At 39.8% G+C, this 15,374-nt stretch carries 12 protein-coding genes; 11 read left to right on the top strand and 1 reads right to left on the bottom strand.

Annotation, left to right across the window (positions count from 1 at the left end; translation table 11 throughout):
- Window positions 1-137 precede the first annotated feature (137 nt).
- Complete coding sequence (locus BVH02_RS02510; protein ID WP_158093851.1) at window positions 138-830, bottom strand: head GIN domain-containing protein; 693 nt, start codon at window positions 828-830, stop codon at window positions 138-140.
- Between the two features lie 449 nt (window positions 831-1,279).
- Between BVH02_RS02510 and BVH02_RS02515 the strand changes: the two genes are divergently transcribed.
- From BVH02_RS02515 to BVH02_RS02565, 11 genes are all read left to right on the top strand, one after another.
- Complete coding sequence (locus tag BVH02_RS02515) at window positions 1,280-1,552, top strand: LysM peptidoglycan-binding domain-containing protein (RefSeq protein ID WP_086498514.1); 273 nt, start codon at window positions 1,280-1,282, stop codon at window positions 1,550-1,552.
- Between the two features lie 32 nt (window positions 1,553-1,584).
- Window positions 1,585-1,974 carry a lipocalin family protein gene (locus BVH02_RS02520; RefSeq protein ID WP_086498516.1) on the top strand — a complete coding sequence of 130 codons (390 nt, stop codon included), beginning with the start codon at window positions 1,585-1,587 and terminating at the stop codon, window positions 1,972-1,974.
- Between the two features lie 178 nt (window positions 1,975-2,152).
- The gene (locus tag BVH02_RS02525; RefSeq protein ID WP_086498518.1) at window positions 2,153-2,767 is read left to right on the top strand and encodes a DUF305 domain-containing protein; all 615 of its coding nucleotides are present in this window, start codon (window positions 2,153-2,155) and stop codon (window positions 2,765-2,767) included.
- A 279-nt stretch (window positions 2,768-3,046) separates the two neighbouring features.
- Window positions 3,047-4,264 (top strand): glycoside hydrolase family 18 protein, encoded by a 1,218-nt coding sequence (locus tag BVH02_RS02530; RefSeq protein WP_223271803.1) that lies wholly within the window; start codon window positions 3,047-3,049, stop codon window positions 4,262-4,264.
- 189 nt (window positions 4,265-4,453) lie between these two features.
- Window positions 4,454-5,980, top strand: a complete 1,527-nt coding sequence (purH, locus tag BVH02_RS02535; protein WP_086498520.1) for a bifunctional phosphoribosylaminoimidazolecarboxamide formyltransferase/IMP cyclohydrolase — start codon at window positions 4,454-4,456, stop codon at window positions 5,978-5,980.
- A 330-nt stretch (window positions 5,981-6,310) separates the two neighbouring features.
- Window positions 6,311-7,801, top strand: coding sequence for a cysteine--tRNA ligase (gene cysS, locus BVH02_RS02540; RefSeq protein WP_086498522.1), 1,491 nt, complete (start codon window positions 6,311-6,313; stop codon window positions 7,799-7,801).
- A complete protein-coding gene (locus BVH02_RS02545; RefSeq protein WP_086498523.1) occupies window positions 7,791-8,768 on the top strand; it encodes a M28 family peptidase in 978 nt (325 codons plus the stop codon). The genes cysS and BVH02_RS02545 overlap by 11 nt, the downstream gene beginning before the upstream one ends.
- A 72-nt stretch (window positions 8,769-8,840) precedes the next feature.
- On the top strand, window positions 8,841-9,878 hold the full coding sequence (locus tag BVH02_RS02550) for a LacI family DNA-binding transcriptional regulator (RefSeq protein ID WP_086498525.1): 1,038 nt from the start codon (window positions 8,841-8,843) through the stop codon (window positions 9,876-9,878).
- The gene (gene galK, locus BVH02_RS02555; RefSeq protein WP_086498527.1) at window positions 9,868-11,016 is read left to right on the top strand and encodes a galactokinase; all 1,149 of its coding nucleotides are present in this window, start codon (window positions 9,868-9,870) and stop codon (window positions 11,014-11,016) included. Before BVH02_RS02550 ends, galK begins: the two co-directional genes overlap by 11 nt.
- A gap of 126 nt (window positions 11,017-11,142) precedes the next feature.
- Window positions 11,143-14,586: a ThuA domain-containing protein gene (locus BVH02_RS02560; RefSeq protein WP_086498529.1), complete on the top strand. Its 3,444-nt coding sequence runs from the start codon at window positions 11,143-11,145 to the stop codon at window positions 14,584-14,586.
- A gap of 160 nt (window positions 14,587-14,746) precedes the next feature.
- Complete coding sequence (locus BVH02_RS02565; protein ID WP_086498531.1) at window positions 14,747-15,244, top strand: hypothetical protein; 498 nt, start codon at window positions 14,747-14,749, stop codon at window positions 15,242-15,244.
- Window positions 15,245-15,374: the final 130 nt, after the last annotated feature.

Raw genomic sequence — 15,374 nt, forward strand, 5'->3', positions numbered from 1 at the left:
TGAAATTACTTGTCCGCCCTGGCGGATTGAAAGATTACAAAATTGAAAGATTGAAATTAGTTGGATAGAGTTACTAAGTATTAAAAGCTGGAAAATCGAAGAGCAATTCTTCAGTCTCCCGTCCTCTGTCTTCAAAACTATTTCCTCACTACTCTTCCAGACCCTAAACTCCCTTTATTAATGTCAGTAGGTTCTCCATTGTAATAAACACTTCCTGAGCCCAATGAACCCACGGTAAGTTCGCCCTCTACCCCAATATAAGTATCACCCGAACCAGTTTTACCGACTTTCACATCTTTGCCCTTCAATGCTGAGGCTTTAAAATCTCCTGAACCAACTTGTCCAATATTGACATCGGAAGCAGTACCGCACGATATCACCACGTTACCTGAGCCAGCCATTCCCACATTCAAATCACCGGTAGTAAGCATATCCAGTGTGATAGTTCCCGAGCCCGCCTGTCCTATGCTAAATTCTTTGGAAGAGATATCAGATCTAACAATTATATTTCCCGAACCACTTAAACCCAAACTTTCTAGATTTCTGACTGTGACATAAGCAGTGAAATTTGCGCGATTATCATCATCGGAATCTTCCAATTCGATTGTTAGACTTCCATCTTCTATTTCGGTGATAACCTCGGCCAGATCAAATCCTTTGGAGACCAGTTTGACTTCATCCTTATCTCCAAGAGTGATGATCACATCCCAAGAGCCTTCGGAATTAACCCCTGTGAATTTGCCAGGCTTGCGTATTTCTGTTTGAGCTTGAACAGTGGTCCCCATCAGAAAAAGTAGCAGGACAAAAGCGGATATTTTAGAGAAGTTCATAGTGAATTGCATTTAGTTGTATTCCCCTAGTACTTTTCAGAGATTGTGCCAATGCCAAAAAACGCCTTTAATCTCGATTTAACAGTATTTCACATACTCAGCCTGTCCGAGCAGGCGCTTTTTTGTGCGTATGCGAACGATTTGTTGGAACATCAAAAAATTAATAATTAAAAGATTTGAGAATTAGGTAAGTTCATTTTGTAAAACTTTAAATCTAGGATATGTTAGATCTGACTCGATAATGTCTGAGATAGCATGACATAGTGAAATTCGGGGCAATTTCTCTACATATCAGTATACTGACTTTCCCCAACTTGTCGCAATTATTTGGTTTATACACAACTTTATATTATATAAATGCCTGTTTGTGATCACAAAATAGACCTTCATTAATCATGGCATTCCCATTGTCTGGATATTTTGGTAACAATAAACCAAAATAAAAAATCATGGGACTATTTGACTTTTTTCAAAAAGGAAAAGAAGAGAAACTACCAACTGCTACTCCAAAGGCGCCGGATATTGATCTTCATCCAACCAGCGAATTAACTAAGCATGTGGTAATTGCGGGTGATTCCCTTTCTAAAATTGCTAAAAAATACTACGGCGATTCAATGAAATGGAAGTTAATTCATGATGCTAACAAAGAATTAATACCAAAACCTGATCTTATTCATCCAGGCCAAATTTTGGTAATTCCTCAAGACACTCCTTCTAAATAAAAAATTATCAACTTCCGCTTAACCTCACAGTTATGAAAATCAATTACGTCTTATTCCTACTCACATTTTTGTTTATAGCAGATTCCTGCACCAACAAGGAACTTACCAATGAGCAAAAACTCTCGGGAGAATCCAGTAAAACCTGGACAGCCAAAAGGGAATTCAATGCCGAAGGAGATAAAGAAAAATTAACCCGGGAAGAGAAAAAAGAAAGCATGACTTTCTATTCAAACGGTAAATTTAATATGAAATCTGGTACAGATGCTATGAGTGGTACTTGGACTATCAGCGGCGATAACACCCTGAGCTTGGTATTTGAGAACAGTTCAATGTCTGAAAACTTTCAAATCATCAAACTTGACGATGATGACGCAAGACTTAGGGCTGGCGACGGTTCAGAATTGGTTTTGGATGCAGATTAATTGGTATTACTAATAAATTGTACGCTTTAATAAAATCACGGTACTTAGATCATAATCCAGCGTTTTTATTAGTTAACAGTATTTAATGCCACGGTAGAAAATAGGTATGTAGTATTGACATAGCGTTAATTATACCTAATAATTTACATTATATCTATCCTAAAACTAACTAATTACTATGAAAATAATTATGAGAAGTTTTGCACTAGCGAGTGTGCTACTATTTAATCAGGCCTGCGTAGAAGATGACGACCTTATTAAAGTGCAGAATCATGATGACAACGAAATGATGGCCATAATGCATGATATGATGGCAAACATGATGGCAATGGAAATGACTAATGATCCTGACAATAATTTTGCGATGATGATGCGGATACATCATCAGGGAGCTATTGACATGTCAAAGAAAGTTCTACAAAATGGCGATGATGACCAAATGAAGGAAATGGCTGAGATGATCATTAGCGCGCAATTGGCTGAAATACAGCAGTTAAGTAATTTTCTAAGTACACATGCTGCTCATGGTGATGTTCCACAATTTAAAATGGAATCTATGGTTGGAATGGAAAGGTCTGCCAAAAATGCGGATCTACAGATTATTAACGGAGACAGCGATCATGATTTTGCCATGCTGATGATAGGACATCACCAATCTGCAATTGATAATTCCAGGCTTGAATTGATTTATGGACATGAGCCAGCAATGAAAACATTGGCCAAAGAAATCATAGCTGCTCAGGAGAAAGAAATTAAAGAACTTCAGGAATGGCTTCTTTCAGACGGTAAATAATTGATCTTATAAATTTATATACAAAACCATGAATCGAAATTCACCTCGATTCATGGTTTTTTTTTGCCACTACCTATTTTTGCCACTTGTTTTGTCTTCCCAACTAGAGGAGAGTATTGGCTCTTATTTCTTAAATATTACTTAGTCAACTTTTTAAAATTGATCCCCCTATTTAATATCCTTTTTAATAAGTTTTTCCATTATCATTATTTTAAAAGTTTTTAATTTAAGTAATTGCTGCTTCCTCGAAATTATCAACAAAGACCAACCGGAATTAAATTGAACTGGAAAAATATTACCGTCCCCTATCTCCTCTTTCTGATTTTTAATCTGAGTTGTACTGCTCCTGCTAAAAATCAGTCAAAAGAGTCTCTTCAAAGTGAATCCACTTCGGATCCTGTGATTATGGCTTATTACGTAGCAGAGCGTGATTATCGACCTGAAAATATCCCGGTAGAAATGCTGACTCACATCATCTACTCCTTCACTAATGTGATTGATGGTGAAATGAAATTCAGAAATGAAGAAGTAGCAGGTCCAAAGATTGAAGCACTGGTAAAACAAAAGGATCGAAATTCTGATCTAAAAGTTATGATCGCCTGTGGCGGTTGGGGGGCTGACGGATTCTCTGATATGGCTTTGACTGAAGAAAGCCGCGCAAAATTCATCAAAAGTGCGTCTGATTTCATCACAAAATATAAGCTTGACGGCATGGATATGGACTGGGAATACCCAGGGATATCAGGTGCAGGGACCATGGCTCGTCCAGAAGACACCAAGAATTTTACAGCTTTGATGAAAGGTTTACGCGAAATGCTAGACAAATTCGATTCTCCTAAACTTCTGACTTTCGCTTCTGCTGGCTGGAAGCGCTATTATGACTATGTAGAAATGGCAGAAGTAATGAAATATGCTGATTACACGAATGTGATGACTTATGACCAGGTATCTGGCGTATCCATTTACACTGGACATCATACGCCATTAGGTGATGTGAAATCTGAAGATATAGCTGGAACACCTTTTAAATCACATTTGGATAGCTTGTATGCTAGCGGTGACAATTTGGATCCCGATCCACGTTCCTCCCAAAAGATTGTTGACTTCCTAATTAAGGAGGGTGTAGATCCCAAGCAAATCGTCATCGGTGGAGCCTTCTACGGCAGAGCATGGAAAGGTGTGCCTCCAGTAAATAATGGATTATACCAACTAAGCAGCGGACTTCATATCGGCTGGATGGCTTATCATCAGATCCGGGACAAATACGAACAAGACAGTCACTTCAAACGCTTTTGGGATGAGGTAGCACAAGCACCTTATATGTATAATGCTTCGGACAGCATATTCTTATCCTATGACGATACGGTTTCGGTAGCACTGAAAACCAAATACATCATGGAAAAAGGTTTGGGTGGTATTATGTTCTGGGAATTAGGCAACGACACTAAAGAAAAAGGAAGTCTGCTTGACGCGATATATAAGGCTGCAAACGAATAAGATTTTAAATACTTCTTAATTCGAAGTTCATCATTTGGTTATAGAATTGATTTAATTGGAAGAAAAAACAGGTTACAGTTTCAAAGATCTCAGAAATCGCATTTCGTAATTCACAATTCTACTACCTCCCTTCCAAGCAATTTTCTTACCTTTGCAGCTTCCTAAGTTTTCAAACCAACCCATTGCCAAATGGCTACGAAAAAAATTCAATCTGCTCTTATCTCAGTCTTTTATAAAGACAATCTAGAACCTATCATCGCCCTATTGAAGAAAAATGGAGTGAAGATTTACTCTACCGGTGGCACTCAGAAATTCATCGAGGAGCAAGGCGCTGAAGTTATCCCTGTAGAAGAGTTGACAAGCTACCCTTCCATCTTCGGCGGACGTGTAAAAACTCTTCATCCAACCGTGTTTGGTGGTATTCTGTACAGAAGAGACAATGACGGCGATGTGGCGCAGGCTGAAGAATATAACATTCCGGCGATTGATTTGGTGATCGTTGATTTGTATCCATTTGAGGAAACTGTAGCTTCTGGAGCTTCGGAAGCAGATATTATCGAGAAAATCGACATAGGAGGAATTTCTTTGATCCGTGCAGCTGCAAAGAATTTCAAAGATGTAACCATCATTGCTTCCAAAGATCAATACGCTGAACTTGAGCAACGACTAACTGCCCAGGATGGAGCAACTACCCTAGCTGACCGTCGTTATTTCGCGGCTCAGGCTTTCCAGGTTTCTTCGAACTACGACACTCATATATTTAATTACTTCAATGCAGAGGAAAGCATCTCAGCACTTAAAGTATCAGAAACCAAAGCAAAAGCTCTTCGCTACGGAGAAAACCCTCATCAAAACGCTCACTTCTATGGAGATATGGAGGCACTTTTTGATCAGTTGAATGGAAAAGAACTTTCCTACAACAACTTGGTCGATGTAGATGCAGCGGTGAATTTGATCGCTGAATTCAAAGGAGAAACAGCCTTCGCTATCTTGAAGCATACTAATGCTTGTGGTGTTGCTTTGGCAACAACTGTAAAAGAAGCTTATCAGAAAGCTTTTGCAGCGGACACTACTTCTGCCTTCGGAGGTGTGTTGATTACCAACCAAACGGTTGACAAAGACGCAGCAGAAGAAATGCATTCCTTATTCTTCGAAGTCTTGATAGCACCAGCTTTCACAGACGAAGCTTTAGAAGTATTGAAAGGCAAAAAGAACAGAATCTTATTGTTGCAGAAAATGGACCTTCCTGGCACTAAAATGATCAAGACCTTGCTTAACGGGGTGATCGAGCAGGACAAGGATTTGGCAACTGAAACAAAGGCTGATTTCACTGTAGCTACCAAAAAAGCTCCAACAGAAGCTGAAAAGGACGCATTGGTATTCGCTGCAAAAATATGTAAGCATACTAAATCAAACACGATCATCCTCTCTAACGGAGATCAGTTGTTCTCCAGCGGAGTTGGTCAAACTTCCCGTGTAGATGCATTGCTTCAAGCAATCGACAAAGCGAAGGCATTTGGCTTTGATTTGAATGGAGCTGTGATGGCATCTGATGCTTTCTTCCCATTCCCGGATTGTGTCGAGATCGCTGGCAAAGCTGGAATCACTGCGGTAGTTCAGCCAGGCGGATCGATCAAAGATCAGTTGAGCGTAGATTACTGTGACGCAAACGGCATCGCAATGGTGATGACTGGAGTGAGACATTTTAAGCATTAGGATTTTACTAACCTTTTGGGTCTTTTTTTGACCCCGAAGGTTTCAGTAGATTTCACTATTAATACCTTCGAGGTTGGAAAAATCTCAAAGGAGACAACATATCGAGACCTTCGGAATTCATACTTTCGAAGGTCTTTTTTGTGTGTTACCGACGAGGTAAAACCCAACGTTGAGCAAAAAAAGTCAGTGCCTAGTGTCCGTTAGCCATATGATCATAATAGTTATTTTTATTCCCTTTCTTTTCCCCACTCGAATCCGCTATTTTGCAGCCTGAATCAATTTCGGGCTTTTTCCGTTCTTGATTTTTGATACTTAGTACAGATTCAACCAATGAAGTCGCATAATCTTAAATTATACAATACTCTTTCCCGCCAGAAAGAGGAGTTTCAACCCATCAATCCGCCTTTCGTAGGCATGTATGTCTGTGGACCAACAGTCTATGGAGATGCTCACTTAGGTCACGCCCGTCCAGCAATCACGTTTGACACGGTCAATCGCTACCTGACTCATATAGGCTTGAGGGTTCGATACGTGCGCAATATCACAGATGTAGGCCATTTACAAGGAGATGCGGATGAAGGCGAAGACAAAATCGCTAAAAAAGCCAAATTAGAGCAGCTGGAGCCAATGGAAGTTGCTCAACAATATACTGACAGCTACCACAGAGATATGGCTCTTTTGAATACTTGGAAACCAAGCATCGAGCCTCGTGCGACTGGACATATCCCAGAGCAAATCGCTTTGGTGGAAGCTATTTTAAAGGAGGGTTTTGGGTATGAAGTAAATGGATCTGTGTATTTCGATGTAATGAAATACAATGAAACGAACAACTACGGCAAGCTTTCAGGTCGTGACTTGGAAAACTTGCTGAGTGGAAGCCGCTCGCTTGACGGACAGGATGAAAAGCGTAATACAGTTGATTTTGCGCTCTGGAAAAATGCTTCTTCTGAACATCTAATGAAGTGGGATTCTCCTTGGGGAGTTGGTTTTCCGGGTTGGCACCTAGAATGTACAGCCATGAGTTCAAAATACCTCGGCAAGCAGTTTGACATCCATGGTGGTGGAATGGATCTACTTTTTCCACATCACGAATGTGAGATCGCACAGGGAAATGCATGCAATCATCAAGATCCTGCCAAGTACTGGATGCACAATAACATGATCACCATCAACGGACAGAAGATGGGTAAGTCTCTGGGTAATTTTATCAATTTGCAGGAGCTTTTCACTGGAAGCCATAAACTTCTAGAACAAGCTTATAGCCCAATGACGATCCGTTATTTTATTCTGACAGCCCACTATCGCTCTACGCTGGACTTCTCCAATGAAGCTCTTCTGGCTGCGCAAAAAGGCTATAAGAAATTGATTAACGGTTTGAGAATCTCCAAAATGCTAACTTTTGAAGCTAGCGAGATGAAGAAAGATGAGGAGCAGATCCAACAGGTGGAGCAAATTATCACTAATGCTTACCGAGCAATGGATGACGATTTTAACACTGCCCAAGCGATAGGACATCTATTTAATTTGCTGAAAAAAATTAACTCAATTTATACAGGACAGTTAAATGCAGAGGTTTTTGGAGAGGATGTTTTCAACAAATTGATCAGTTCCTACCAGCTATTTATTTCCGAAATCTTGGGATTGACTGAGGAGAAATGTGACAATCAAAATGAGCTATTGAATTTACTTTTGCAATTATATGCAGATGCTAAAACTGCCAGAGATTACGCAAAAGTAGACGAGATCAGAGCTGGACTGAAGGCCTTAGGATTTGTAGTTAAAGATATGAAAGATAAAATTGATTGGGCATATGAAGAATAGATTTTGGCTGATTGGCCTCGTAGCACTTGCTTGGTCATGCGGAAGTCCCGAGCAGCAAACTGAACTTGCTACTAAAAGTCCAGCAAAGCCCTACCCTACCTTTTCTGCAGATTCTGCTTACGCCTTCGTACAAAAACAGGTTGATTTTGGTCCTAGGGTACCCGAAACTGAAGCCCATTCTGCCACTAAAAATTGGCTATTGTCAAAGTTTAAAGGATATGGTTTTACTGTTCAAACCCAGGATTTCGAAGCTAAAACTTACGATGGTCTCACTTGGGGCTTGAGTAATATCATCGCTTCCTACAATCCTCAGGCGACTAAGAGAATCCTTTTAGCTGCGCATTGGGATACCCGTAGAATTGCCGACAAAGATACTGAGCGTATCAACGAACCTATTAACGGAGCCAATGATGGTGGAAGTGGTGTGGGTGTCTTGTTGGAAATCGCAAGAGTCATAGGTTCTCAGGAATTAAAACCCAATGTAGGAATTGATATAATATTATTTGATGGTGAGGATGACGGCGAACCAGAGCATGCTACCACTAGAGATAATAGTCAAATCTGGTGGTGCTTAGGCTCACAGCATTGGTCCAAAAACAAGCATATTCCAAACTACTCTGCTTATTATGGGATTTTAGTAGATCTAGTTGGTGCCAAAGGAGCAAGATTTTACAGAGAAGGATATTCCCGTCAGTATGCATCCGGAATAATAAAGAAGGTATGGGATAATGCACACCAAATAGGTCAAGGAGATTTTTTCATCTATAAAGACGCAGATTCAATTCTAGATGATCATGTATTTGTGAATGAATTTGCAAAGATCCCGATGATCGACATCATTGAATTTTCTCCGGACTTTGGCTTCTCTCAATATCATCATAAGCACAGCGACAATATGGACATCATTGATCGAAGAACTTTGAAAGCTGTGGGAGAAACAGTTTTATTTACAATTTACCAAGAGTAAACCCGTATCTTACCGTCTTAGAATCGTTCAATTTTGAATGATTAGAAGTGATAGTTTAATAATATTGTCCACATGAAGAAAGGTCATCAGGTTACGATGAAAGAAATTGCCAAGAAGTTAGGCTTTTCTGTTTCGACTATTTCCAGAGCACTGAAGGACTCTCCTGAGCTACACCCTGACACTAAGAAAAAAATAGTGGATATGGCAAAGGAGATGAATTATCAGCCTAATCTCCTCGCTCAAAGTCTTAGAATCAGTCGTACAAATACGCTCGGCGTAATCGTCCCAGAAATCACTTCTCATTTCTTTGCCTCCTGTATTTCTGGAATTCAGGATTACGCTAATAAGCGCGGATACAATGTGATGATTTGTCAATCGAACGAGACGCTCGATCTTGAGATTGCTAATATCAGAACCTTAGTATCATCTCAAGTGGATGGCTTATTGATCTCCTTAAGTAGAGAGACAAATCAATATGATCACCTATTTGATATTTATAATAGAGAAATTCCTTTTTTACTCTTCGATCGAGTTAATGAAGACATTCCTGTATCAAGGGTAACATTTAATGACGAAGGAGGAGCTTATCAAGTGACCAAATATTTATTAGAAACTGGATGTAAACGTGTCATGTATGTGTCAGGTCCTGAGGATCTGTACATCAGCAAAAAGCGTAAAGAAGGCTATATTCATGCTTTGAATGAGTTTGGTATTGAGTTAGATTCTGATTTAGTTAAAATTTCTGACCTAACCACCGAGGGCAACATCAACATAGCTAAGGAAATCGCTAATATGAAAACAAGACCAGATGGTGTCTTTTGTATGATAGATCCAGTCGCGATTGATATTCTGACCTTTTGGAAATCAATAGGCATCAAAGTTCCAGAAGATATGGCATTAGCAGGATTTACTAACAACCCAACCTCCGCTGTAGTGGAACCACCATTGACAACTGTGGCTCAGCCTGGCTATGAAATGGGTAAATTAGCGGTGAGCCATTTACTTGATCAACTAGAAGGTATCGCTTCTGACGACCCTATATCTATCGTATTAGAAACCACCTTGGTTCCACGCCAATCGACCAAAGCGCTTAGCAAAAATGAAAAATAATATTGCCAGATCATTTGAGAAAATCTTTCAAAGTAAGCCTATTTTGGCCTTCGCTCCAGCTAGGATAAACCTAATCGGAGAACATACTGATTATCAGGAAGGTTTAGTGTTTCCAGCTGCAATAGAGCAGGGCATCTGGGTAGCGATTCAAGAAAACGACTCCTCTTCATGCCGAATTTATTCTGAGGATTATAAGGAGGAATTTGTCTTTGACATCCACTCTTTTTCTCCCAAAAAAGGCCATTGGGCAAACTACATCATGGGTGTGGTGTCACAATTTCAGCAAGCTGGTTATAAAATTGAGGGTTTCGATCTGGTTTTTGGAGGTAATATTCCGGCTTCAGGTCTTTCCTCATCAGCCGCACTATCTGTGGCTATCGGCACAGCATTGACAGAATTATTTAAGCTAACCATCACCAAAAAGTCAATTGTTCTCTATGCTCAGAAGGCGGAGCATTTATTCGCTGGCGTAAAATGCGGCATTATGGATCCTTATGCTTCAGCTTTTGGAGTAAAAAATCGTGCATTATTGCTGGATTGCCGAACAAATACACATTTTGAAGTAGAAGTAGATTTGGGCAAACATTCGCTCCTACTTGTCAATTCCAAAGTAAAGCATAGCCTCGCTGATTCTGCTTATAATAAGCGTAGAGAAGCGTGCGAAGAAAGTGTTCAAATCCTAAAGGCAACTTATCCAGAAGCGACTACACTACGAGATATTCCAATAAATGACCTTGAGAAAGTCAAGGCACTTTTACCCGAAACACTTTTCCCAAAAGCCAAACACGTCATCACAGAAATCGAGCGTGTGAACTTAGCGTCAAATGCACTTCATGCGAGTGATTTAAATGCTTTCGGAAACTTGTTAAAAGAATCCCACAGAAGCTTAAGTGAAGACTTTGAAGTGAGCTGCGAAGAACTAGATTTTCTCGCTGAACAATCTTGGGAATTACCTGGCGTACTTGGATCTAGAATGATGGGCGGCGGCTTTGGAGGCTGCACTATAAATTTGATTTCAAATGCACACATAAATGATTTTCAATCAGCCCTTAAAGCTGCCTATCGTGCAAAATTTAACATTGAAGCTGAATTTATCCAAATAACACTTTCCGAAGGTGCCAGAATTATAGAACAATAATCTTTTTGCTAAACCTATTGTTTCAAATAGACATTATGTGCAATAGCTAACAAAAAAATCACCAATTTGTAAGCCCAACTCTCAACCGAGTTTTAATAACCTATTTACCCAAAAATTATATTACCTATGAATTTCCCAAAAAACCTAAGAAGCCTAGTGCTGCTAGGACTGATTGTGAGTATAGGATTCTGGAGCTGTAACTCCCGCTCTGGAAAGCCTAAAGTACTTGTATTCAGCAAAACTGCTGGATTCCACCATGAGTCCATCCCTCAAGGAATAGAAGCAATTGTAAAACTTGGAATAGATAATGACTTTGAGGTGGACACCACTACACAAGCAGAGATGTTCTTTGAGGAGAATTTGTCACAATATGCTGCAGTAATATTCTTAAGTACTACAGGTGATGTGCTAAATACCTACCAAGAGGCAGATTTCGAAAGATATGTTCAATCTGGCGGTGGCTTTGTCGGTATTCACGCAGCCGCAGACACGGAATATGACTGGAATTGGTATGGGAAATTAGTAGGAGGTTATTTCGTAGATCACCCAGGGATCAACGATCCACATCCAAATGTTCAGGCTGGAAAAATAACTGTGGTAGATGCAAGCAATGCCTCAACTTCATTCCTCCCTTCCCCTTGGGAAAGAACTGATGAGTGGTACTCCTATCAGAAAATGAATACTGAAGTCAATGTACTTTTAACCTTGGATGAAAATTCATATCAAGGTGGACTTGATATGGGAGAACATCCAATCGCTTGGTATCATGACTTCGACGGAGGGCGTGCCTTTTATACTGGCGGTGGTCATACCAATGAGTCTTTCAAAGAAGAACAGTATTTAAAACATGTATTAGCTGGAATTGAATATGCTATTGGAGACAATAAGGAATTAGATTTTACTAAAGCAAAAAGCAAGAGAGTACCAGAGGAAAATAGGTTCACCAAAACTACTTATGCGTACGGTGCTTTTACTGAGCCAACTGAAATGACTATTCTTCCAAACTTGGATATCCTTGTGGCACAAAGAAGAGGTGAAATTTTGATGTTCGACGCTGAGACTGAAGAAATAAAAGAAGTAGGCAAACTTGACGTTTACTGGAAAACGGAGGTCAAAGGAGTCAATGCGGAAGAAGGCTTAATGGGGATTCAAAAGGATCCAAATTTTGCGGAAAACGGTTATGTTTTTGTTTACTATGCACCTACAGGGACAGAAGAAATCAATAGACTTTCCAGATTTACTTTTAAAAACGACACGTGGGATATGGCTTCTGAAGTTGTCATTTTAGATGTTCATTCTGATCGAAATATTTGCTGCCATACTGGTGGATCAATCGCCTTCGACAAGGATGGTAATTTGTTTCTTTCCTTGGGTGACAACTCTACTCCTTTTAACCAAGCAGACTCTAAATTCATAAATAATGGTTATGCTCCACTGGATCAAAGACCTGGAAATAAGCAATTCGATGCACGAAGATCTTCAGGAAATGCAAATGATTTGAGAGGCAAAATACTTAGAATCAAAGTAAAAGAAGATGGTTCTTATGATATCCCTGAGGGCAATCTTTACCCGGTAGGAACAGAAGGAACTAGACCGGAAATCTATGTGCAGGGAAATAGAAATCCTTACAGAATATCTATAGATCAGAAAAACGGCTTCTTATATTGGGGTGAAGTAGGGCCGGATGCCCGTGCTGATAGTATGGACACTAGAGGTCCTAGAGGATATGACGAGTTAAACCAAGCTAGAAAAGCGGGTAATTTCGGCTGGCCATATTTTGTGGGAAACAACTATGCCTACCATGAATTTGATTATGTAACTGGTGTATCGGGAGCTGCTTTCGATCCAAGCGGTCCAAAAAACAATTCAGTAAATAATACGGGTAGAACTGATCTTCCAGCATTAGCACCAGCGTTCATCTGGTATCCTTACGGGGAGTCCGAAGAATTCCCACAAGTTGGTTCTGGCGGAAGAAATGCAATGGCAGGTCCTATTTATTATTCTGACATGTACACTTCAGATACCAAATTCCCTGATTATTATGATGGTAAGATTTTCATATATGATTGGATCAGAGGTTGGATTAAGGCTGTAACGATCAAGGAAAATGGTGATTTTGACAAAATGGAAGCATTTATGCCAAACACCAAATTCAATGCATTGATAGATATGGAAATGGGCCCTGATGGTAAAATCTATATCTTGGAATACGGGAATGGTTGGTTCTCTAAAAATCCTGATTCAGGACTTTCGAGGATAGATTTTAATGGTGGTAACAGAGCACCTACAGTAAGTAAAATTTCCGCGGATAAAACTTCAGGGTCAAATCCGTTGACAGTTACATTTAACGCAACGGCTTCAGATCCTGAAAAAGATGCAATGACCTATGTATGGGATCTGGGAAATGGAGAGACTAAGACAACAGAGGTTCCTACCTTGACGCATACCTTTAACGCGATAGGTGAGTACGATGTGAAAGTTACTGCCAAAGATTCCCAAGGATTAGAAGGAACAAGCACAGCTGCAAGTGTGTATTCTGGAAACATTGCTCCGGAAGTTTCTATTAAAATCAACGGCAACCAGTCCTTTTACTTCCCTGGAAAGAAAGTCGAATACAGCGTATCGGTAGCGGATGCTGATAATCCTGAAGCAGCTTCGGACTTGAGTACCCTATATATCTCTGCTGACTATATCGAAGGCTTAGACAAGGCCGAATCTGACATGGGTCACAAGGTCATGTCTGAAGCGATGATGGGCAAATCGCTCTTCACAACATTAACTTGTAAAACCTGTCACAAAGAAGCTGAAGTTTCTATAGGTCCAGCTAACTTGGATGTGGCTAAAAAATACAACCAAAGTGACGCTGACTACTTAAAGAACAAGATCAAAAATGGTGGCGGAGGCGTATGGGGAGAAGTTGCTATGCCTGCGAATCCAGAAATGAAAGATTCTGATTTGAATGCTTTAGTTGCGTATATTCTGTCGCTAGATCAAGTGACTACACCATCTCTTCCTGTATCAGGATCTGTGGATGCTACTGCTGGTAAAAAACCAACTACTACGGGTGTGTTGATGCTCAACGCTTCCTACACAGACCAAGGAGGCCAAAACATCAAACCGCTCAGTGGTTCTAAAACTGTACTCTTAAAGAGCAACACGATAGACATGGGTAATACTACTGACTATATTGGTGGCTACAGCAGCATGAACTATGATGGCAATAATCTAGTGATGGTGCCTAAGGATGAAGCTTCGTTTGCGATCAAAGCAATAGACCTTACTAACATCTCTTCAATTACTGCGACTACAGTCACCATAGGAGAACTTGGGGATGAATATGTATTTGAACTAAGGCTAAATAGCCCTACAGGCGAATTGGTAGGAACAGGTTCGTTTGTTCAAAAGAATAAAACTGGATCTACGGATGCTCCTAATTACGAGCAATTAACAATACCTGTAACTGGATCAGCCGACGGAAAACTCCATTCCTTATTTGTGGTTTCAAAACCTAAAAACGAAGGCGGAACTGGACCTTTTATAATAGCTGCAATGACATTCAATGCGAAGTAATAGCTAAGTCTTTAAATCATCAAATCCAACCTCGGAATCGGGGTTGGATTTTTTTTCTTCTCAAAATTATTTGGTATAATAAGCTCCTGTAAAGCAGAATATCTTTTAGCGTAAATACTAAGGTTCTCGTATAGACTTTAAATCCTAATCATATCAAGCCATGAGAAACTTCACAAGTATACTTTTACTTAGCATATTTGGAGCCTTTTTATTTAGCTCCTGCCAAGAAGATGAAAAGCCCATAGACAATTCAACTCTGGTCCTTGGATATTGGCAAACCAGTATAGCATCTGATGAAAACATGCTTTTTGTCTCATACTATACATTTTTAGAAAATGGAATATTCCACTCAGCTTCTGTTTATTTAGACGCCGACAGCAAGGATCTTGCGGGCTACTCTTCTAGATCGAGCGGTGAATATACGCTGCTCGATGACCAGCTAACAACTCACACCACCATTGTTTATGGTGTTCCAGAATCTTCTGATGCGCCATATGTACAAAATACTGAACTTGTACAAAAGACAGATAGTTATTCGTTTGAAAGAAAAGTAAAATTCACTGAAGATAAGATGATATGGATTTCTCCTGGCTGTGGGCCACTTGAGAATTGTATTGGAGATCAGGTGTTTGAGAGATATATATCTTTGGATTTCTGAAAGTAACCCAATCAAAAATATAGGCTAAATCATCATTACCCAATACCAAATAGTAAACCCCATTTGTTTAGCCTCAATAGCTTTAGCAAATGGGGTTTTTATTTCCAAACAAAGATCTCTCAAGGCCAAA

The organism is Algoriphagus ratkowskyi, from assembly GCF_002150505.1.
In the GTDB taxonomy this organism is placed as follows: domain Bacteria; phylum Bacteroidota; class Bacteroidia; order Cytophagales; family Cyclobacteriaceae; genus Algoriphagus; species Algoriphagus ratkowskyi.

Excerpts from the sequence above, each read along its gene's own strand:
- galK (WP_086498527.1), top strand. The coding sequence starts at position 9,868 with ATGAAAAATAATATTGCCAGATCATTTGAGAAAATCTTTCAAAGTAAG.
- BVH02_RS02550 (WP_086498525.1), top strand. The coding sequence starts at position 8,841 with ATGAAGAAAGGTCATCAGGTTACGATGAAAGAAATTGCCAAGAAGTTA.
- BVH02_RS02545 (WP_086498523.1), top strand. The coding sequence starts at position 7,791 with ATGAAGAATAGATTTTGGCTGATTGGCCTCGTAGCACTTGCTTGGTCA.
- BVH02_RS02565 (WP_086498531.1), top strand. The coding sequence starts at position 14,747 with ATGAGAAACTTCACAAGTATACTTTTACTTAGCATATTTGGAGCCTTT.
- BVH02_RS02515 (WP_086498514.1), top strand. The coding sequence starts at position 1,280 with ATGGGACTATTTGACTTTTTTCAAAAAGGAAAAGAAGAGAAACTACCA.
- BVH02_RS02510 (WP_158093851.1), bottom strand. The coding sequence starts at position 830 with ATGAACTTCTCTAAAATATCCGCTTTTGTCCTGCTACTTTTTCTGATG.
- purH (WP_086498520.1), top strand. The coding sequence starts at position 4,454 with ATGGCTACGAAAAAAATTCAATCTGCTCTTATCTCAGTCTTTTATAAA.
- cysS (WP_086498522.1), top strand. The coding sequence starts at position 6,311 with ATGAAGTCGCATAATCTTAAATTATACAATACTCTTTCCCGCCAGAAA.
- BVH02_RS02525 (WP_086498518.1), top strand. The coding sequence starts at position 2,153 with ATGAAAATAATTATGAGAAGTTTTGCACTAGCGAGTGTGCTACTATTT.
- BVH02_RS02560 (WP_086498529.1), top strand. The coding sequence starts at position 11,143 with ATGAATTTCCCAAAAAACCTAAGAAGCCTAGTGCTGCTAGGACTGATT.
- BVH02_RS02520 (WP_086498516.1), top strand. The coding sequence starts at position 1,585 with ATGAAAATCAATTACGTCTTATTCCTACTCACATTTTTGTTTATAGCA.